This window comes from Pseudomonas sp. Pseusp10 (assembly GCF_059492225.1).
Genome location: NZ_CP168528.1, coordinates 4,737,136 through 4,756,336 on the forward strand (window position 1 = coordinate 4,737,136; position 19,201 = coordinate 4,756,336).

Annotated in this window: 25 protein-coding genes; 10 read left to right on the top strand and 15 right to left on the bottom strand. The window is 57.1% G+C overall.

The annotated features are described in order from the left end of the window. Positions 1–29: 29 nt before the first annotated feature. Positions 30–581, bottom strand: a complete 552-nt coding sequence (gene infC / locus ACEN8Z_RS21435) for a translation initiation factor IF-3 (RefSeq protein WP_172435703.1) — start codon at positions 579–581, stop codon at positions 30–32. Beyond that, positions 581–2,503, bottom strand: coding sequence for a threonine--tRNA ligase (thrS, locus tag ACEN8Z_RS21440; RefSeq protein WP_442096673.1), 1,923 nt, complete (start codon positions 2,501–2,503; stop codon positions 581–583). The genes infC and thrS overlap by 1 nt, the downstream gene beginning before the upstream one ends. Before the next feature lie 374 nt (positions 2,504–2,877). Between thrS and ACEN8Z_RS21445 the strand changes: the two genes are divergently transcribed. Both ACEN8Z_RS21445 and ACEN8Z_RS21450 read left to right on the top strand, forming a co-directional pair. Further along, complete coding sequence (locus tag ACEN8Z_RS21445; protein ID WP_108229946.1) at positions 2,878–3,180, top strand: hypothetical protein; 303 nt, start codon at positions 2,878–2,880, stop codon at positions 3,178–3,180. A 292-nt stretch (positions 3,181–3,472) separates the two neighbouring features. Further along, entirely contained in the window at positions 3,473–3,685 is a 213-nt protein-coding gene (locus ACEN8Z_RS21450; protein ID WP_003179963.1) for a cold-shock protein, read from the top strand. 70 nt (positions 3,686–3,755) lie between these two features. Here ACEN8Z_RS21450 and ACEN8Z_RS21455 read toward each other — a convergent pair whose 3' ends face one another. Continuing rightward, positions 3,756–4,076, bottom strand: coding sequence for an I78 family peptidase inhibitor (locus tag ACEN8Z_RS21455; RefSeq protein ID WP_007993392.1), 321 nt, complete (start codon positions 4,074–4,076; stop codon positions 3,756–3,758). A gap of 170 nt (positions 4,077–4,246) precedes the next feature. Then, complete coding sequence (locus ACEN8Z_RS21460; protein ID WP_007992468.1) at positions 4,247–4,552, bottom strand: hypothetical protein; 306 nt, start codon at positions 4,550–4,552, stop codon at positions 4,247–4,249. A gap of 133 nt (positions 4,553–4,685) precedes the next feature. Here ACEN8Z_RS21460 and ACEN8Z_RS21465 point away from each other — a divergent pair, with 133 nt between their 5' ends. Continuing rightward, positions 4,686–4,898 carry a hypothetical protein gene (locus tag ACEN8Z_RS21465; protein ID WP_495595586.1) on the top strand — a complete coding sequence of 71 codons (213 nt, stop codon included), beginning with the start codon at positions 4,686–4,688 and terminating at the stop codon, positions 4,896–4,898. Positions 4,899–4,919: 21 nt separating this feature from the next. Here ACEN8Z_RS21465 and ACEN8Z_RS21470 read toward each other — a convergent pair whose 3' ends face one another. The 8 genes from ACEN8Z_RS21470 to ACEN8Z_RS21505 form a co-directional block, all read right to left on the bottom strand. Beyond that, complete coding sequence (locus ACEN8Z_RS21470) at positions 4,920–5,927, bottom strand: nucleoside hydrolase (RefSeq protein ID WP_495598174.1); 1,008 nt, start codon at positions 5,925–5,927, stop codon at positions 4,920–4,922. Between the two features lie 64 nt (positions 5,928–5,991). Further along, complete coding sequence (gene rbsD, locus ACEN8Z_RS21475) at positions 5,992–6,396, bottom strand: D-ribose pyranase (protein ID WP_495595587.1); 405 nt, start codon at positions 6,394–6,396, stop codon at positions 5,992–5,994. Beyond that, the gene (rbsK, locus tag ACEN8Z_RS21480; protein ID WP_495595588.1) at positions 6,393–7,310 is read right to left on the bottom strand and encodes a ribokinase; all 918 of its coding nucleotides are present in this window, start codon (positions 7,308–7,310) and stop codon (positions 6,393–6,395) included. The genes rbsD and rbsK overlap by 4 nt, the downstream gene beginning before the upstream one ends. Positions 7,311–7,384: 74 nt before the next feature. Further along, positions 7,385–8,404, bottom strand: coding sequence for a LacI family DNA-binding transcriptional regulator (locus ACEN8Z_RS21485; RefSeq protein WP_495595589.1), 1,020 nt, complete (start codon positions 8,402–8,404; stop codon positions 7,385–7,387). Positions 8,405–8,407: 3 nt separating this feature from the next. Next, complete coding sequence (locus ACEN8Z_RS21490; protein WP_007993379.1) at positions 8,408–9,385, bottom strand: ABC transporter permease; 978 nt, start codon at positions 9,383–9,385, stop codon at positions 8,408–8,410. Continuing rightward, positions 9,382–10,935: a sugar ABC transporter ATP-binding protein gene (locus tag ACEN8Z_RS21495; protein ID WP_495595590.1), complete on the bottom strand. Its 1,554-nt coding sequence runs from the start codon at positions 10,933–10,935 to the stop codon at positions 9,382–9,384. The genes ACEN8Z_RS21490 and ACEN8Z_RS21495 overlap by 4 nt, the downstream gene beginning before the upstream one ends. Before the next feature lie 55 nt (positions 10,936–10,990). Then, positions 10,991–11,947: a sugar ABC transporter substrate-binding protein gene (locus ACEN8Z_RS21500; protein WP_442096681.1), complete on the bottom strand. Its 957-nt coding sequence runs from the start codon at positions 11,945–11,947 to the stop codon at positions 10,991–10,993. A 190-nt stretch (positions 11,948–12,137) separates the two neighbouring features. Beyond that, entirely contained in the window at positions 12,138–12,599 is a 462-nt protein-coding gene (locus ACEN8Z_RS21505; RefSeq protein ID WP_495595591.1) for a hypothetical protein, read from the bottom strand. Between the two features lie 351 nt (positions 12,600–12,950). Here ACEN8Z_RS21505 and ACEN8Z_RS21510 point away from each other — a divergent pair, with 351 nt between their 5' ends. The 3 genes from ACEN8Z_RS21510 (at position 12,951) to ACEN8Z_RS21520 (ending at position 15,185) form a co-directional block, all read left to right on the top strand. Further along, on the top strand, positions 12,951–14,039 hold the full coding sequence (locus ACEN8Z_RS21510) for an asparaginase (RefSeq protein ID WP_495595592.1): 1,089 nt from the start codon (positions 12,951–12,953) through the stop codon (positions 14,037–14,039). A 182-nt stretch (positions 14,040–14,221) separates the two neighbouring features. Then, a complete protein-coding gene (locus tag ACEN8Z_RS21515; protein ID WP_495595593.1) occupies positions 14,222–14,491 on the top strand; it encodes a DUF1654 domain-containing protein in 270 nt (89 codons plus the stop codon). A 4-nt stretch (positions 14,492–14,495) separates the two neighbouring features. Continuing rightward, entirely contained in the window at positions 14,496–15,185 is a 690-nt protein-coding gene (locus tag ACEN8Z_RS21520; protein WP_495595594.1) for an endonuclease, read from the top strand. 80 nt (positions 15,186–15,265) lie between these two features. Here the strand turns inward: ACEN8Z_RS21520 and ACEN8Z_RS21525 are convergent, their stop codons facing one another. Further along, positions 15,266–15,631, bottom strand: coding sequence for a hypothetical protein (locus ACEN8Z_RS21525; RefSeq protein ID WP_007993368.1), 366 nt, complete (start codon positions 15,629–15,631; stop codon positions 15,266–15,268). Between the two features lie 250 nt (positions 15,632–15,881). Between ACEN8Z_RS21525 and csrA the strand changes: the two genes are divergently transcribed. Beyond that, complete coding sequence (gene csrA, locus ACEN8Z_RS21530; protein WP_007975691.1) at positions 15,882–16,073, top strand: carbon storage regulator CsrA; 192 nt, start codon at positions 15,882–15,884, stop codon at positions 16,071–16,073. Positions 16,074–16,258: 185 nt separating this feature from the next. On the opposite strand, the gene ACEN8Z_RS21535 is transcribed toward csrA, so the two are convergent. Continuing rightward, positions 16,259–16,714 (bottom strand): DUF2214 family protein, encoded by a 456-nt coding sequence (locus tag ACEN8Z_RS21535; protein ID WP_442096685.1) that lies wholly within the window; start codon positions 16,712–16,714, stop codon positions 16,259–16,261. Positions 16,715–16,917: 203 nt separating this feature from the next. On the opposite strand from ACEN8Z_RS21535, the gene ACEN8Z_RS21540 reads away from it, so the two are divergent. Further along, positions 16,918–17,670, top strand: coding sequence for a carbonic anhydrase (locus ACEN8Z_RS21540; RefSeq protein WP_495595595.1), 753 nt, complete (start codon positions 16,918–16,920; stop codon positions 17,668–17,670). Between the two features lie 75 nt (positions 17,671–17,745). On the opposite strand, the gene ACEN8Z_RS21545 is transcribed toward ACEN8Z_RS21540, so the two are convergent. Next, positions 17,746–17,940, bottom strand: a complete 195-nt coding sequence (locus tag ACEN8Z_RS21545; RefSeq protein WP_007993363.1) for a hypothetical protein — start codon at positions 17,938–17,940, stop codon at positions 17,746–17,748. Positions 17,941–18,190: 250 nt separating this feature from the next. On the opposite strand from ACEN8Z_RS21545, the gene ACEN8Z_RS21550 reads away from it, so the two are divergent. Continuing rightward, entirely contained in the window at positions 18,191–18,397 is a 207-nt protein-coding gene (locus ACEN8Z_RS21550) for a hypothetical protein (RefSeq protein ID WP_007993362.1), read from the top strand. Positions 18,398–18,972: 575 nt separating this feature from the next. After that, entirely contained in the window at positions 18,973–19,065 is a 93-nt protein-coding gene (locus ACEN8Z_RS21555) for a DUF1254 domain-containing protein (RefSeq protein WP_495595596.1), read from the top strand. Positions 19,066–19,201 lie beyond the last annotated feature (136 nt).

The following is a 19,201-nucleotide window of genomic DNA, read 5'->3' on the forward strand; positions in this document are numbered from 1 at the left end:
TAATCAGAAGGCCTGCCGTGCCCTGTTGATTACTTCTTCTTTTTCGGGGCGATGACCATGATCAGCTGGCGTCCTTCCATCTTAGGATGCTGTTCGACCGAACCGTACTCGAGCAAGTCACCTTCAACTCGCTTGAGGAGTTCCATCCCCAGCTCCTGGTGGGCCATCTCACGGCCGCGGAATCGCAAGGATACCTTGGCCCTGTCCCCGTCACTCAGGAAACGTACCAGGTTGCGCAGTTTTACCTGGTAATCCCCTTCCTCCGTCCCTGGACGAAATTTGATTTCTTTAACCTGAATCTGCTTCTGGTTTTTCTTGGCCGCAGCAATCTGCTTCTTCTTTTCGAAGATCGATTTGCCGTAGTCCATCAGTTTGCAAACAGGTGGTACTGCATCGGCGGAAATCTCCACCAGATCCAGCTTGGCCTCTTCAGCCTTAAGAAGCGCGTCTTCGATTGACACAATCCCGAGCTGTTCACCTTCAGCCCCAATTAACCGAACCTCGCGTGCCGAGATATTCTCGTTGATCGGGGCTTTCGGTGCAGTTCGTTTATCTTGTCTCATTTCACGCTTAATAATAATTACTCCGAATCTTGGCGACCACGCCGGGAAACCGCTTGGGCGAGGAACTCAGCGAACCGGGCGACGGGCATCGAGCCCAGGTCAGCACCTTCACGAGTACGCACAGCGACAGTCTGCATCTCGACTTCCCGATCTCCGATAACCAAGAGATAAGGAACCTTGAGCAAAGTATGCTCGCGGATTTTAAAGCCGATCTTTTCATTTCTCAAGTCAGACTTGGCACGAAACCCGCTTTCGTTGAGAGTTTTTTCCACTTCGGCGGCAAAATCAGCCTGTTTATCAGTGATATTCATCACCACTGCCTGGGTCGGAGCCAGCCACGCAGGGAACGCACCCTCGTAGTGCTCGATCAGGATTCCGACGAACCGCTCGAAGGACCCCAGGATCGCCCGGTGCAACATGACCGGGTGCTTGCGACTGTTGTCTTCGGAGACGTATTCGGCTCCCAGACGCACAGGCAGGTTAAAATCGAGCTGCAGGGTACCACATTGCCAGACGCGACCGAGGCAATCTTTCAGCGAGAACTCGATCTTCGGACCGTAGAAAGCACCCTCGCCCGGCTGCAGATCGTACGGCAGGCCCGCGCTATCAAGGGCTGCGGCCAGTGCAGCTTCGGCGCGATCCCAAAGCTCGTCGGAACCGACGCGTTTTTCCGGACGAGTGGATAGCTTCATCTCGACATCTTTAAAGCCGAAATCGGCGTAGACGTCCATGGTCAGCTTGATAAACGCAGCGGACTCGGCCTGCATCTGCTCTTCGGTGCAGAAGATGTGGGCGTCGTCCTGGGTGAATGCGCGCACGCGCATGATGCCGTGCAAGGCACCCGATGGCTCGTTACGGTGGCATGCACCGAACTCGGCCAGGCGCATCGGCAGTTCGCGGTAGCTTTTCAGGCCCTGGTTGAACACCTGCACGTGGCAAGGGCAGTTCATTGGCTTGATTGCGTAGTCGCGGTTTTCCGACTGCGTGGTGAACATGTTGTCGGCGTAGTTGGCCCAGTGCCCGGATTTCTCCCACAGGCTGCGGTCAACGACTTGCGGCGTCTTGATTTCCAGGTAGCCGTTGTCGCGCTGAACCTTGCGCATGTACTGCTCGAGCACCTGGTACAAAGTCCAGCCGTTCGGGTGCCAGAACACCATGCCCGGCGACTCTTCCTGGGTGTGGAACAGGCCCAGGCGCTTGCCGATCTTGCGGTGGTCGCGCTTTTCGGCTTCTTCAATGCGCTGGATGTAAGCCGCCAGTTGCTTCTTGTCCGCCCATGCGGTGCCGTAGACGCGCTGCAGCTGCTCGTTCTTGGCATCGCCGCGCCAGTAGGCGCCGGACAGTTTGGTCAGTTTGAAGGATTTCAGGAAGCGGGTGTTCGGCACGTGCGGACCGCGGCACATGTCGACGTATTCTTCGTGATAGTACAGGCCCATGGCCTGCTCGTTCGGCATGTCTTCGACCAGGCGCAACTTGTAGTCTTCGCCACGGGCCTTGAACACTTCGATCACTTCGGCGCGCGGAGTGACTTTCTTGATCACGTCGTAATCTTTCTCGATCAGCTGCTGCATGCGCTGTTCGATAGCCGCCAGGTCGTCCGGGGTGAAAGGACGCTCGAAGGCGATGTCGTAATAGAAACCTTCGTCGATGACCGGGCCGATGACCATTTTGGCGGTCGGATACAACTGCTTGACCGCGTGGCCAACCAGGTGGGCGCAAGAGTGGCGAATGATCTCCAGCCCCTCTTCATCCTTTGGCGTGATGATTTGCAGCGACGCGTCGCTGTCGATGATATCGCTGGCGTCGACCAGCTTGCCATCGACCTTGCCGGCTACAGTGGCCTTGGCCAGGCCAGCACCGATGGATGCGGCGACCTCGGCTACGGAAACCGGGTGATCGAATGAACGTTGACTGCCGTCGGGAAGAGTAATAGTTGGCATGGCGCCTCCTCTCCTAGTGGTGACCCCTACCAAAGGTCACGTGGGTTGGGATGAGCCAGTACAAGATCCGGTCCAGGCCATTCAATGACGAACGCCTGCCTTACAGCGGCAGGAGCCTTGCGGCCAACCGGAAAACCGAACCAGAGTGACTGGGATTCAAATCAGGGTTAATCGTGCCTCTGCCGCTACCGGGACTGAAGGTCCATCGGAGCCTGCAAACGCCCGAGCGGGGCATGCTAGCACAGATGAACGGTGGTAGCTGCGCAGAGGCTTTCCAACGCGGTAAATCAGGCGTTTTTATGCCAGAGTGGTGAACTTGAGCCGCGCATTAGCGCTCAGATAACAAGACATTGACCTCAAAGGAGCATCTTGGCATGCATCTGAATCGTATATTCGCTGTAGTCGCACCAATCGTTCTGCTGCTGCCGCTGGCCGCCCACGCCGAATGGCCAAAAGGTGAGCGCGAGAAGTACATGTCTCAGTGCGTTCCTGCGGCCGCGCAACAAATCGGTGAAGCTGCGGCCAAATCCCACTGCGCTTGTGGTGCCGATGCGATCAAGTCGTTCCCGGCCAGCGACATTCAGGCATTGATGGATAACAAAGCCAGTGACGCCCTGAAACAGAAAGCCTTTAGCCAAATTGCAGCCTGCAAGGCTGAGAACAAAGCCAAAAAATAAGCACAGATCTGCGTTCTCAAACCCTGTTTTACTGGCAAAAAGTCCCTAAAACAGGCCATTCCGTACAAATTATGCAGGTTTTACAGCTTTTTTTATCGTCTTTACTTTCGGCTAGAAGCCTTATAAAACGGGGCCTCCAGCCATTTCAAGACATAAAGAAACCACGACTGATTGGCAAACAGCTCGCCCGGGGGGCTCCCAAACCGAACATTTCGACTATGATACTCGGGTGTGCCCAGTTGGCCTGAGCAGCACAGTACTACTGAAAATATATGTTTCTTGGAGATACACCATGTCTAATCGCCAAACCGGCACCGTTAAATGGTTCAACGATGAAAAAGGCTTCGGCTTCATCACTCCTCAAGGTGGCGGTGACGACCTGTTCGTACACTTCAAAGCTATCGAAAGCGACGGTTTCAAAAGCCTGAAAGAAGGCCAGACTGTTTCCTTCGTGGCTGAGAAAGGCCAAAAGGGTATGCAAGCTGCTCAAGTTCGCCCAGAGTAATTTCCAGGCGCACTAGAAAAACCCCGTCCATGTGACGGGGTTTTTTATGGGTGAAACAAAAACCTGAGGATCAGCCGCAGTTGACCCGGGTGACCACCCTGCTGGCATCGGTGTTCAGGTTCAGGCGATCGGAACGGTACTCCAGCGTCACCATATCGGTTGGCAGCAGGAACCGCGCGCTTTGCGCCCCCGCGCGGGTACGCGCCTGCTCAAGCAGTTGCGGCGATGCCTGTTTGCCGATGGTGAACTCGGCAGCCTTCGCTTCACAGCGGCTGTGACCCGTGTCAGTCGTCGCAACATCAACTGTTGCCGACTCCGTAGAGGTAGTGCTGCAACCGGCCAGCGTGGCAACGGCCAGCAAAGTACCCAATGACGCGAGCTTCCAAGGCATGAAGCCTCCTTATTTCAATGATTGAGCTGAGATCGTGCGACAACCAGACTGGCGTTTGGTTTCACAGGCAGGCAGTGCTAGCACCCTGCCCGCAATCCGGACGAGCCGCGATTTTGCCTGAGCATCGCCCTCCCCTTAACCACTCAATCGTGACTGAATATGAACGACGCTCAATAGACGTCGATATAGTCGTAAGGCGGATTGGGCCAGTTCTCCTTCAAGGCATTGAAGATTTGCATGACCCAGACCTCATCGCTGGCCGCGACCCGCCCGACATAACCGGAGCCCTTGGCCCAGGTTTCAAGTCGAAACAGCAAGCCGTCGATATCGGTACCGCCCACGACACCCGAGGAGATATAGGCAATGCCTCCTTTAGTGACCCGCAACTGGGTGTGCTCATCGTCACTGGCGCTGGCCAGCAACTGACGCACCGCCTCAAGGGTCAGGCCATCCGGGGAGTTCAAATCGATCTGCACTGCGCACTCCTTGAATATTCGTCAGAGACCAAGTGTCGCACAGCACTCCTTTCACGCCTAAGTCGACGTGTCAAAAGCCCCGCAAAATGGTTAACTCGGCACTCAGACTTCCCCCGACTTGACGAGTGCCATCATGACCACCGTAAGCATCGACGCTGACATCAAGGCCAAGTGGCAAGACGGCCACAGCTCCTACAGTCCAGGCAGCACGGAAGAGCTCGCCATTATCGGTATCGACCTTCTGGTCAGGGACCTTGGAACCGAAGCCGCCCAATCGTTCATCGAGCAGATTTTCGAGAAACATCTGTCGGACCAAAAGGCCGAAGCGGTCAGCAGGCGGGAGTGAAACACCTACGGGAGATGATGCTTACTTCAGGCGAGCCAGGCGCTCGGTCAGCAGAGCGAAGAAGCCCTGGGCATCGCCGCTTTCGACCCAGAAGGCATTCTTTGGTGCTTTCAAGCCGTCATACCAGTCGACAATGGTCTGCCCAAAGGTCGGACCTTCGCGGCTGTCGACAACCACATTGACCGAACGACCGCTGAACAATTGCGGCTTGAGCAGGTAAGCGACAACCGTGGCGTCATGCACCGGGCCGCCCGGAATGCCGTAGTGTTCCATGTCGCCTTTGATGTATTCATTGAGAATATCGCCCACCAATCGGCTGGCGTTGTTGTTCAGCGCGGCAATCTGTTTCAGGCGCGCTTCGCTGGTAAGGATCTTGTGGGTCACATCCAGCGGCAGGTAGGTCAGCTTCACGCCACTCTTGAGTACCACTTCGGCCGCCTGCGGATCGGCGAACAGGTTGAACTCGGCCACCGGCGTGATGTTGCCGCCATTGAAGTGCGCACCGCCCATGACCACCACTTCCCTGATGCCCTGAACGATCTCCGGCTCCTGGATCAGCGCCAGGGCCAGGTTGGTCTGCGGGCCAAGCATGGCGATGGTGATGCTGTGGGGTTTAGCAGATTTCAGGGTTTCGATCAGATAAGTGATGGCGCTGCCCTTGGCCAGGCCTTGCCTGGGCTCATGCACGGCAATGCCCGACAACCCTTCCTTGCCATGAATGTCCTCAGCGTAGACGGGTGTACGCATCAGAGGCCTCGGCGCTCCCGCATAGACCGGAACCTCTTCGCGCCCCGCCCATTCCCGGGCCAATCGTGCATTGCGCGAGGTCTTGTCCAGGCGAACGTTGCCCGCAACGGTGGTCAATGCCCGGACATTCAGTTCGTCGGGCGATGCCAGGGCGAACAACAGGGCAACGACATCGTCAGCCCCTGGATCGGTGTCGATGATCAAGTCGATTTTTTCCGCCGCCTGGGCGTTCGTTGCGCTAATCAGGGACAAAAGCAGCAGACTCCGGAGCAGTGGGTGCAGTTTCTGAGCATAGCGATATGTGGCGCACTCCTTGTACCGGGGAAATCAAAACGCGGACAGCCAGTCAAAACGTTACACCGGCGACCAGCACTATGTTGCAGTACGGCTGGCACTCGCCTGTACGAACAATCGCTCTCGCTTGTCGGCTCAGGGCCTTGAATTGTTCATGGGTGAGCACCTCACGCCGACCCAACGCGTCTGTGCCGTCCAGCTCATCCAGCGCGACCAGGGCCGACGGCTTTTTATCGAAGATTTCCTGAGCCAGCACATGGCTTTCGACCTGCATCTCACTGAGCACCACCTTCAAGGTGCTGACAAAATCCGGAATGCCATGGGTCAAGGCCAGGTCGATCAATTCAACACCCGGCGGAACCGGCAAACCGGCGTCCCCGATGACGACCATGTCGCCATGCCCCAATGAGGCGATCAGCCGCGACAGTGCAATATTGAGCAGTGGTGTCTTTTTCATGGTGTGTTAAACGCCTGTACATCGCTCAAGACAGGAATTGAAGGTTGCGCGCCCGCACGGGTGACCGACAGCGCCGCAGCTACCTGTCCGAAGTGGATCGCCTGCGCCTCCTCTTGACCTGCGGCCAGCGCCGCAGCGAAACCGCCCACAAACGTATCGCCGGCCGCCGTAGTATCGACAGCCTTTACGGCGGTCGCAGGGAAATGTTCGAAGCGCTGGCCATCGGCAAACAGCAAGCCTTGCGCTCCAAGCGTAATGATTACCTTGCCGGCGCCCATGGCAATCAGCCGAGTCGCAGCAGCTTGAGCGGTTTCCAGGGAGTCCACCGACAGACCGCTCAGGGCCGATGCTTCACTCTCGTTGGGAATCAGGTAATCGATAGACGCATACCAGCCCGATGGCAGCGGACGGCTGACCGGTGCCGGGTTGAGGATGACCGTCTTGCCCAGTTCACGGCCGCGCTTGAGCGCATGGCCAACAGAGGCATCGGGCACTTCCAGCTGACAGATGAGCACGTCCGCCGCTTTTATCACCGAATCAAAACGGTCAATGGCTTCAGCGCTCAATGCACCGTTGGCACCGGGGACGATCACGATCGTGTTCTGACTGTTGTCGTCGACCACAATCAACGCCACGCCGCTGGAACCGTCAACGGTGCTGACTGCCTGACAATCGATCTGCTCGGCCAGCAGCGCCCCGCGCAGTGCCTCACCATAAGCGTCATTGCCCACGCACCCAATCATCGACACCTGTGCTCCCAGCCGCGCCGCAGCCACGGCCTGATTGGCGCCCTTGCCACCGGAGACGGTGGCAAACGATTCGCCAATCAACGTTTCACCGCCCTTGGGCAAGCGCGGCGCCCGGGTCACCAGGTCCATATTCAAACTGCCTATCACCACTACTTTTGCTGGCATACATTGCTACTCATCGATTCTGTTTCGGCGGCGCTGTTGGTTTAGCGGCTTTCTGTTTTCAACGGCTCTCTGTTTCAACGGAAGTGGGCAAACACGCCGGCCAGCGGCGCCGTCGATTCACGTATGACGATACTCGGCGTCACGATCCGCTGATCGGTCATCAGGTCTGGCGTGGCTATCCGTCGTAAAAGCACCTCAGCGGCCATTTCGCCGAGTTGCAGGATCGATTGCCCGACCGTGGTCAACGACGGATAGACATACCGACTCATCTGGATATCGTCGAAGCCGATCACCGACAACTCGCTCGGTACGCGAATATTGCGCTCGGCGGCGGCCCGTAGCACGCCGATGCCGATCATGTCGTTGGCCGCAAAAATGGCGCTAGGCGGATTGCTTTCCAGCAAAATCGCGGCGGCGCTGTAACCGCCGGTGCTGGTGAAATCGCTTTCCAGCATGCGCTCGGGAGAGACTTCGACACCCGCCTCTTTCAAGGCCCGGCGATAACCCGCCAAACGCATCTGCGCCACACTGGTGTCTTCCGGCCCGCTGATCGTGGCGATATCCCGGTGCCCCAACTCCAACAGGTGCCGGGTCGCCAGATACGCGCCGTATTCATGGTCGATGCGCACCAGGTCCGCATCGACACCTTCCAGTCCACGGTCGACGATGACCATGGGGGTGCGGACGCCTTTCAGGCCTTGTACCAGACCACCGTCGCCGCCGGCCGAGGCGACAATCAGGCCGTCGATGCGTTTTTCCAGCAGCACACGCAGGTAGCTGCGCTGCTTGTCCGGATTGTCGTCGGAGTTGCACAGGATGACGCAGTAACCGTTTCGCTCGCAGTAATCCTCGATACCCCGGGCCAGTTCGGCGAAATACGGGTTGAGGCTGTTGGGCACCAACAGGCCGATGGTCGCCGTGGTCTTGGCCTTGAGCGAACGGGCCACGGCGCTGGGGACGTAGTCGAGGGTCTGGATTGCAGCCTCGACCTTGATCCGGACTTCTTCACTGACCGGGCGGGTCCTGTTCACCACATGGGAAACCGTGGTGTAGGAAATGCCGGCAAGGGCTGCCACATCTTTGATAGTCGCCATGACTCAGGTCCGCCGGCTTGCGCGTTGACTGCGATAGGTGTCCAGCACCACCGCCACCACGATCACCGCGCCGGTAATGATGCGTTTGGTTGGCTCGGTTGCGCCGATCTGCGCCAGCCCCGCGGCCAGTACGGAAATGATCAGGACGCCAAAAAACGTGCTGATCACCGAGCCGCGCCCGCCCATCAGGCTGGTCCCGCCGATCACGACAGCTGCGATCACCTGCAACTCAAGACCGGAACCGGCATTCGGGTCCGCAGCTTCCAGGCGAGAAATCTGGAACAACGCGGCAATACCGGCGAGCAATCCCATCAGGCTGAAGACCAGGATTTTGTAAGGCTTCGGATTGATCCCCGCGAGCCGCACGGCCTCTTCGTTGGTGCCGATACCGATCAGGTAGCGCCCGAACACCGTGCGGGTCAACACGGCCTGGGCGATGAAAATGATCAGCAACGCAATGATGAACGACGGTGAAATGCCGAAGGCAATCGGGTTGGATAACCAGGCGAACGCATCGCCGATATAGGCCGTGCGCGAACCGGTCATCTGGTACGCCACCCCGCGAGCCATTTCCAGCACACCCAGGGACACGATGAACGAGGGTATCCGCCACGCCACCGTGATCGAGCCGGTGATGGTACCGGCGAGCGCCGCGATGGCCATGCCGAGCAGCGCCGCCGGCAGCACGCCCCAGCCCCAGCCAAGAATCGCCACGCTCACGGTCGAGGCCGCCAGCGCCAGCACCGAGCCTACCGACAGGTCGATGCCACCAATGATCAACACAAAGGTCATGCCGACCGCCAGCACCATCAGGTCCGGAATCTGGTTGGCCAGGGTGCTGAAAGTATCGTAGGACAGGAAATGACTGCTCAGCATCGAGAACAGCACGATCATCGCCGACAAGGCGCCTGCCAGGCCCAGATAGGTACCCAGGCCGTAGAAGTTGCCACTGCGAGTGCCGGCGAAAGAAGCGGTTTTCATGGAAGATCCCTAGGCGCGGCTTCAAAGAGCTGCGCATCACGTTTTTGGTAGCCGGCGAAAGCCGCGGCGAGCAACTCATCCTGGGTCCAGCTGTCGCGATCGAATGTATCGATCAGGCTTCCTGCCGACAGCACACCGATCCGGTCACAGATCAGCATCAGCTCGCGCAAGTCGCTGGAGACCACCACCAGCGCCTTGCCTTTGCGGGTCAACTCACCGAGCAGGTTGTAGATATCGAACTTGGCGCCGACGTCGATGCCGCGGGTCGGCTCGTCGAACAGCAGTACCGAGCAATCGCGCTCCAGCCAGCGCCCAATGACAACTTTCTGCTGATTGCCGCCGGACAGCTCAGACACCAACTGTGCCGGGCCGGAACTGCGGATTCGCATGGCGTCGATCTGACGCTGGGCCAGGGCGTGCTCATCATCATTGTCGACAAGGCCAGCGCTGGAGATGCCGGACATGTTGCCCAAGGCGATATTGGCGCCGATCGACTGTGCCAACAAAAGGCCTTCGCCCTTGCGATCCTCAGTGATCAACGCGATGCCATGACCCACCGCATCCACCGGCGAACGGATGCTGACGACCCGCGCCGGCGCCCCCAGGGCAATCGTGCCGCTGTCGGCGATATCAGCTCCGAAAATCAGACGCAGCAACTCGGTGCGCCCCGCCCCGATCAAACCGGAAATCCCGAAAATCTCGCCGGCACGGACTTCGAACGACACGTCGCGCACCTTGTCGGAACGGGTCAGGCCTTCGACCGTCAACATCGGAGCGCCGATCTTGCGCGCCCCCATATCGATGTGTTCGCCGAGCTCGCGCCCGACCATCAAGGTGACCAGTTGCTCGCTGTTGTAGTTGGCCATCGGCGCGACACAGACCAGGTTGCCGTCGCGCAGCACGGCAATGCGCTGCGCGACCCGCGCCAGCTCTTCGAGGCGATGAGAGATATAGATGATCGATACGCCGCGAGCCTGCAGACGGATGATCTGCTCGAACAGCATTTCGACTTCGCGTGCAGTGAGCATCGCGGTCGGCTCATCGAGAATCAGCACATGACAATCGCCGATCAGGTTGCGGGCGATCTCCACCATTTGCTGATGGCCGATGCCCAGTTCGCCGACCAGGGTATCCGGGTCAATAGCGTCGAGCCCGACCTGAGCCATGGCCTCGATGGCAGCCTTGCGCAACTGCTTGCGATTGATCCAGCCGCCGTTGTTGGGCAGGTTGTGAAGAAACAGGTTTTCCGCCACCGACAGGGTCGGCAGCAGATTGAGTTCCTGCATGACCATGCGGATACCCAGCGCTTCAGCCTGAGCCCGGCTTCCGGGACGATAGTCCTGCCCCTGAAACTGCATCTGACCGGTGGTTGGCGTGACCAGCCCTCCTATGATTTTCGACAGCGTGCTTTTGCCTGCGCCATTCTCGCCGGTCAGCGCCAGCACTTCACCGCGCATGAGCGTCAGGTCGATGCCAGTCAACACCGGTTGGGCGTAGGTCTTGCCGATACCACCGACCGAGAGGACAGCGTTCGGGACGGAAACTGACATAAAAATTCTCCATGCGCCCGTCCGGCTGGACGAGCGCCACTGTGTCGCCAGAGGGCTATTTGGTGACCAGTTCTACCGGTGTTTCGATCACGCCATTGGCGCCGCCGTCGACCTTTTCACCCTTGAGAATTTTCAATGCAGTCTCGATGCCGAACACCGCCTGCCTGGCCGCGAACTGGTCCGCCGTGGCCAGCACGCGACCATCCTTGAGCATTGGCTGGATGGCATTGATGTTGTCGTAGCCAACCACTTGTACCTTGCCGGCCTTGCCCGCGGCGCGCACGGCAGACACCGCGCCGACCGCCATGCTGTCGTTGCCGGCCAACAGGGCCTTGGTTTGCGGGTATTCACTGAGAATCGACGCGGCCACCTTGTTGCCTTTATCGATCTCCCAGTCACCGGATTGCAGGGACACGACCTTGATCTGCGCCGCCTCCATCGCATCCTTGAAGCCCGCAGTCCGCTGCTGCGCATTGGTGGTGGTGGACACACCTTCAATGATGCCGACTTCGTCACCGGCCTTCAGCTGCCTGGCCAGGTAGTCACCCACCAGCCGTGCGCCCTTGCGGTTGTCCGGGCCTACGAAAGGAACATCGATGTTTTTGCTTTTGACGACGGCGGGGTCCAGCTGGTTATCGATGTTGATCACGGTGATACCGGCATCGATGGCTTTCTTGATCACCGGAACCATCGCTTTGGAGTCCGCCGGCGCAATCACCAGTGCATTGACCTTGGCCAGGATCATCTGCTCGACGATGCGCGTCTGGCCCGCGGTGTCGGTTTCATCCTTGATACCGTTGGAGATGAGGTCGAATTCGCCGGAGTGATCTTTCTGGTAGGCCTTGGCGCCGTCTTCCATTGTCAGGAAGAACTCGTTGGCCAGGGATTTCATGACCAGCGCGACTTTGGGTTTGTCAGTGGATTCAGCAAAGGCCGAAGAGACAGGCAGTGCAGCGGATGCGGCAGCCAGCATAGCGACAGCGAGAAGACGTCCAGCGAATGGCAGCTTCATGGGTTCACTCCGATCTTATGATTATTGTGAGCAACGCTTGCGCTGACGTAAGCTTCACGGCCCTGCGATGAAGAGTCATCACCGGAGCCGCGCAAACGTTTGCGAGAGCCAAACTATGCGAATCCTGCCGGTATTTGTCAACGACAGGAAAAGTGCTTTCACGGATGATTAGCGAAAAACGGCGTTCAGCTCATGCCGTGGTGTTGACCACCGATCCCGTGCCAGAACCCTTGGTCAGCTCTTTGATCAGACTCGCGCTCACTTGCAGGATGGCGGCGTTGGTTTCGGCAACCTGCCCCTGAATGGCCTCTACCGCGGTGGTCTTGGCTTCCGGAGTCGGATAGGACGCCGCCTGGGCCTGCGCCAGTTGCTGCTGTTGCTCGCGCAATTGCTGTTGCAGCTCCTTCAGACGCTTGAGCAAGACCTTCACCGTTACGCTGGTGTTATCGCCGGTTTCCGATTCGGCCTGTGCGCCGGCACTTTCTCCCAGTCCTACCGGGCCCGTTTTGACCTGGGTACCGCCGCTTTCCTTTGCACCCGGCGTTTGTGTGGCCACATCAGTTGTCTCGTCACCTAAAGCACGAAGGGTAGTAGCCGATTTGCCACCGATGGTGATGCCGGCTGCATTTGGAATACCAACGGATAACGACATGTGAACTCCTGAAGAAGCAGATCCCTTGAAGGAGCATCGACCGACGCGCGTGTTTCTTTAGTCATTACTGATGATTTGACCCGTTGAAATCTTAAACATGACTGCAATCCGTTTCGGAGAGCCGAACGCGAAAGTTAAACATGTTCGGCAATCCGGACGCCCGGACCTGAAACCATTCCGGACACAAACAGCAATACCGTTACAAATCATTAAGTTAAGCGTGTTTTTCGATTCAAAGTATTACTGGTACGGATCCTGCTCTTCCCCTTGCACCCCCAGCGTTCAGATTCGCCTGGGGCGTATCTAGATGAACTTGCATCAGCACCGTCTCACAACTAGAAGAGAAAAATAATGACATCTGCACTCAAGACCTTTATCCCGGGCGCCTTGGCCCTCCTGCTGCTTCTGCCCACCGCCCTTCAGGCCAAAGAAACCGAAACCCAACAGAAACTGGCCAACGTGGTGATTTTGGCCACCGGCGGCACCATCGCCGGCGCGGGCGCCAGCGCCGCCAACAGCGCGACCTATCAAGCGGCGAAAGTCGGCATTGAACAATTGATCGCCGGCGTTCCTGAACTGAGCCAATTGGCTAACGTTCGCGGCGAACAGGTCATGCAAATCGCTTCCGAAAGCATCACCAACGAAAACCTGCTGCAACTGGGTCGCCGCGTAGCTGAGCTGGCCGACAGCAAAGACGTTGATGGCATCGTGATCACCCACGGCACCGACACCCTGGAAGAAACGGCGTACTTTCTGAACCTGGTGGAAAAAACCGAGAAGCCGATCATCGTCGTGGGCTCCATGCGCCCAGGCACCGCGATGTCTGCCGATGGCATGCTGAACCTGTACAACGCGGTGGCCGTGGCCAGCAGCAAAGATGCGCGGGGCAAAGGTGTGCTGGTGACCATGAACGATGAAATCCAGTCGGGTCGCGACGTCAGTAAAATGATCAACATCAAGACCGAAGCGTTTAAAAGTGCCTGGGGGCCGCTGGGCATGGTAGTAGAAGGCAAATCCTACTGGTTCCGCTTGCCAGCCAAGCGCCACACCATGGATTCCGAATTCGACATCAAAAACATCAAGAGCCTGCCTGACGTCGAGATCGCCTATTCCTACGGCAACGTCAGCGATACCGCCTACAAGGCGCTCGCTCAATCTGGCGCCAAAGCCATCATCCACGCCGGCACCGGCAATGGCTCGGTATCGTCGCGGGTGGTCCCCACCCTGCAAGCCCTGCGCAAGGACGGCGTGCAGATCATTCGCTCCTCCCATGTCAATGCCGGCGGCTTTGTATTGCGCAACGCCGAACAGCCTGACGATAAATACGACTGGGTCGTGGCCCACGATCTGAACCCGCAAAAGGCCCGGATCCTGGCGATGGTCGCGCTGACCAAAACCAACGACAGCAAAGAGCTGCAACGGATGTTCTGGGAATACTGATTCGCCATCGCCCGACCGGATCCGGTCGGGCACCCCGGCGCCATTCGCCAGCCTTGGCGATTGGCTGCCGCTGGATCTGACAAAAAAAACTCCCTTCGCCTTACGCCAAATGGAACAAACCGCTGTCAGAGGATTTTCTTGATTTTTAAGCAGTTGCGAAATGGCCTACAGTTAAATACTGTATGCACGCACAGCTTAATAAGGATAATTCCGTGGACACCACCTCTGCCTCTCCTGACACCTATGTACGCATGGGCCTGCGCGTTCAGAAAATCATCAACTCTCCCACCGCACAAAAGGCCAGGGCAGCGCTGATCTTCCGCCTTCCTGACGAGCCGGTGGATGAATGGGAACGCTTGCTGGAAGAAATCGACGAGAACGACAACGTCACCCTCGCCTATCGCGACGATGGCGGCGTGCAGATTTTCTGGGTTTTGCCGAAGGAAGATTGAGTCGATGAGTGTCCGCTGGTTTGCTTTGTTGTTCCTGTTTTTTGTCGTGGGCGCGCAAGCCGACGCTCCGCGCACCTTCACCGAAGCGAAAAAGGTGGCGTGGAAACTCTACGCTCCCCAATCCACCGAGTTTTACTGTGGCTGCAAGTACACCGGCAACCGGGTGAACCTTGCCGCTTGCGGTTATGTGCCACGCAAGAATGCCAAACGCGCAGCCCGCATCGAGTGGGAGCATATTGTTCCGGCCTGGCAAATCGGTCATCAACGCCAGTGCTGGCAAGAGGGCGGCCGCAAGAACTGCACCCGCTACGATCCGGTTTACCAGAAGGCCGAAGCTGATTTGCACAACCTAGTGCCCAGCATTGGCGAGGTCAATGGCGATCGCAGCAACTTCAGCTTTGGCTGGCTGCCCGAGCAGTCGGGGCAATATGGTTCGTGCCTGACCCAGATCGACTTCAAGGCCAGGAAAGTCATGCCCCGCCCTTCCATTCGCGGCATGATCGCACGGACCTACTTCTACATGAGCAAGCAGTATGGTTTGCGCCTGTCGAAACAGGATCGGCAACTGTACGAAGCCTGGGACAAAACCTATCCGGTACAGGCCTGGGAGCGGCAACGCAACCAGAGCGTGGGGTGCGTCATGGGGCGTGGCAACGAGTTCGTCGGCCCGGTAGACATGAAGGCCTGCGGTTGAACCCAGGCAACACCTGAAACAAAAAAGGCTTCGGAGCTAAACAACCGAGGCCTTTTTTGTTTGTCTGTCGCGACAGAATGTTATTGAGCGGCCGGACGCTCAAGCACCAGCAATTCGATGTTCTGTTTCTTCGCGCGAGTGAGCGCCGCACGGACTTCATCCTGCTTGGCTTCGGCCTCGGCTTTCGAATTGAACGGCCCCATCAGGATTCGCGTATTGCCATTTTCCTTGACGACGCTGGACATGAAACTGTGCTCGATTAGCCAGCCACTCAAATCGCTGACTGCCTGAGGGGTTTCACCTCGCACTTCAAGATCCCATTGAGGGCCAGACACTGGCGCGGGCATGGCGGCCATAGCCGGTTTAGGCTTCGGTGCATCCACACTGCTACCCTCACCACATCCCGCCAGTGCCAATATCGCGATTACCAGAACCATTTTGCGCACGGCGCTTCCCTCTAAATGCATAAAGCGGCGATTTTAACATCCATGAATACTTCACGAGTGCCGTAAAATGGGCTCAAAACAAGGAGAATGATGGTTGCGGCCTCTGTATAGTTACGCCTTGGGAATTAATGCCGCATCTGCGCGTCAGAAAGAGGCACCCAAACCGTCAGACTTCGCACTAATCTATACATACCACCGACCTCTGCACTGTCCGAATCAGGTGCCCCACATAGCAATCAAGGAGAAGACCATGCTGATACTCACCCGCAAAGTCGGTGAAAGCATAAACATTGGTGATGACATTACGATCACCATCCTGGGCGTAAGCGGCCAGCAAGTCAGGATCGGCATCAACGCTCCGAAGGACGTTGCAGTGCATCGTGAAGAAATTTATCAGCGCATTCAGGCCGGCCTGACCGCCCCGGAAAAGCCGCAATCCTGAATTCTGTTGCAGTCAGTAGCCAGCCCGTTCAGTCCGGAATCACGGCTGGCTTAAGATTCAGCATCGCACCGCTTCCGCCTGCTTTCACACACCAGCCTCCAAGGGTCGATACTAGCGACAAGCTCAACGCCCTGGCTGTCGGACTTTTCTGGTTTACCCCAAGGAAGGTCGCGCTCACTTCGTAGTTAACCAGTCATCACCCCACGCGCCATGCCAGTCGCCGCCACCACCATCAGCAACACCAACAGCGCTTCGATATGACTGATCCGTGCAAACAGCTTCGCACGGCCTGTATCGATCGCCTCTTTACGGGCAAGCGCTATCCGCCATTTGATCAGCGTCACCATTGGCGCAATCTCCAGCAGCAAGATCAGGACGAACAGCGTCATCTTCAGATGAAACAGCGGCTGATGCAGGTAATAGTCCGTACCTTTCTCGTACCCGCCAAAGGCTCGCATTCCCCCGCTGATCAGTAAAACGACAGCTGAAATACCCCAGATATTGTCCGCCATAAGAACACTGCGCACTTCTGCTGCTCCATCGGCCAAACGCCGAAAAGCGCTGCCTCGAACCAACACTGCCCAAAAACCCAAGGCAACTGCCAGAAGATGAACCGCCGCTAGTAACCAGTGAGTCAGCATCGAGAAACTCCTGCCAGGTCGAAGTTGTATGAGCCTGACAGTAGTAGCCCATGAAATGGCTGCTTGCACGGCATCTGCTGACAATGCCCGGTACACAATATGACAGACCAACTAGACTCCACTGCGCTGGTATTGAGCGTTTGTGACAATACCAGCCACAACAGCAATTCACTCTCACCGCATTGAACTGAGTAAACAAAATCATGTGTGAATCATGTGATTCAAGCTCTGCTTCAAACACAACAGGCCGTCGTCGTTTTCTTCAATTTGCCGGATTGAGCGCAGGCGCCCTGTTGCTGACCGGCACACTGCCCAGCCAGATCATCCAGGCAGCCGAAAAAGCGTCAGCCCCACCAAAACCGCAAAACGTAATCAGTCCCGATATGGCGTTGAAAAGACTGATGGAGGGCAATGAACGATATATAAGCGGTACTTCCACGACACACGACTTCAAAGCTGAGCGAGAGGCCCTGGTATCCGGTCAAAATCCGTTCGTGGCAGTACTGAGCTGCTCTGACTCGCGGATCGCCCCGGAATATGCGTTTGATACCGCGCGAGGCGATCTTTTCTCCATCCGTGTCGCGGGCAACTTCGTGACCCCGGAAGGCTTGGCCAGCCTTGAATACGGGGTTGCCGTACTGGGCGCACCGCTGATTCTCGTACTCGGTCATGAGAGCTGTGGCGCCATCGAGGCAGGCATCAAGGCCGTCAAGGATCAGACGATTTTCCCCGGCCATATCCCGAAACTGACTGACGCACTCAAGTCGGCAATCGAGACAGTACTGAAGCAACCCGGGAGCTTGATGGAAAACGCCACCGTGCAGAACGTCAAAAATTCTGTCAACAGCCTGAAACAGGCCTCGCCATTGCTGACCGATGCGCAGAGCAAGGGCATGTTGAAGATCGTGGGAGGCATTTATCGCCTGGCAAGCGGCAAGGTAGAGCTGATCGCCTGAACCGCAATACGCACATCGCCCGCATCGGAGCACAACCCTGCATGCAAAGAGCCCAGCGCGGTGGCTGGGCTCTGTTTATCTTCGGTTTTCCATCATTTTGTCAGCAAGTGTTTTGGCCCTCTCGATCAACAGGTTTTGCCTGTCTTCGTGGGTAGCCCCGCCAACAACCGGGGCAGTCAAATTGCTTTCGGCAATCAATGCAGCGCAGAAGTATTGATCCCAAACAGTCTTGTCCACAGATGCCTGCTTGATAATTTGATCGGCGTTCATGGCGGCTCCTTTCAATGAGGCAGCACTACTAGTTTACGCCGTAATGACAAAGAAACCGGGCTATCACCCACAGCGGCCCGCCATTCGTCGCCTGCGAAAATCCAAGGAAGAAATCACTCGCATCCGTGGCTTGAGGATTGCAAAGTACGCGCGTAGCAGCGCCGGAACGACATAACTCTGACGCCGCAGCCATTCAATCAATGCTTAAGGACTCCAGCGATACGCTTGGTCAGTCACCGGGAGATGTAACGTGTCAACGCTCAACGAAATCGCAATGAACCACGCGAGAATGGCTAAGGAAAAAGCAGCAGAGTCGACCGAACTGAGCGAGCGACACCTTCAGATTGTAGGAAGCTTCGAGGTACCGTCCATTGATGCGCACCAGAACATTCCACTGCACCTGATCGCTGGAGCGCAGGATGGCCACCATGGCCTTGCGGCGACCTTTGCCCTCTGACGCCTATTGAGGCAGGCGACGATCTGAGCGATTTACTCGGCAACCCCTGGTTGTCCCGCATTCGTTCAGCAATCGTCGCGCCTTGATGGCCCGAGCAACCTCGAACTCCACCCTTTGAGCGCCATACAACGTCTCAGAACCATCCCCCCGAATACTCCCACCATGCGCATACAGGTCTTGCCCTCGATCATTGGCATCGCCTCCCCGAAGCATGAATCACACCATAGACTCAACAAACAACACGCAGTTACTTGTGGATTGAAAATCCATAGACAAAACATAACTCCACAGCCAGCCCCCTCCCCCTACTACAGCAGGCGCTGTCTGTAGCAGTGAGCATCTTCAGATAAATCAAAGTGCGTTATGCGAACTCATGCTTTGAGCAAACGCTAACGCCTGGTTAGTAGCTAGTTGACCAACTCACTCATCCGACTTGACGAATGGAGATGCATGTTCATATAAACCCTACTACCGAGAGCCATTGGCTGCACAATGATATTTGAACTACGCGATAATGTACGACTACGCCGCAGACAAAAACTCCGAACAGTGATACGCCGTATTCCATGTTATTTATGGACTTGCGTGCGAAGCCAATCGTGTTATCGGTGCCGGCGGCACAGAAACCGCGCTACTACTCGGTGCAACTCATCGACGGTAACACCTAGAACTACGGTTACATAGGCAGCCCCCCCCCCGCCGGGCATCAAGAAGGTGTTTCGTTCCGGCACGTAATTCCCCTTCGCGCTCTTTCGCACCCAGATCTTCAACCCGACTGACCTGCCGAAGGTGGTAAAGATCCAT